Origin of the sequence: Massilia genomosp. 1 (assembly GCF_011682185.1) — a bacterium.
Taxonomy (GTDB): domain Bacteria; phylum Pseudomonadota; class Gammaproteobacteria; order Burkholderiales; family Burkholderiaceae_D; genus Telluria_A; species Telluria_A rubra.
The window spans coordinates 1-208 of sequence record NZ_WHJF01000710.1; the positions used below are offsets into that span (position 1 = coordinate 1).

Annotated in this window: 1 protein-coding gene; it reads right to left on the reverse strand. The window is 58.2% G+C overall.

Annotated features, from left to right (window positions below):
* Window positions 1-208 (reverse strand): transposase (locus F1735_RS35370; RefSeq protein WP_167241694.1); only part of this gene is annotated, 208 nt, incomplete at both ends.

Sequence of the window (208 nt, forward strand, 5' to 3'; positions counted from 1 at the left end):
GTGGAACTGGACAGCCGGCACGGTAGATGGTAGATCGCAACGGAGCGGCGGCTGGTTGTAGTGGATTGGCCGGAAGGTTTTTAAACTTGGACATGCGAAGGTAGGCGATGGCGACGAAGTTCTTCACGGTGCGAAATCCGCGGGCGGCCCGTTTGACTTGTTGGAGCATCCCATTCATCGCCTCGACGTAGGCGTTGCTGCGTCCATC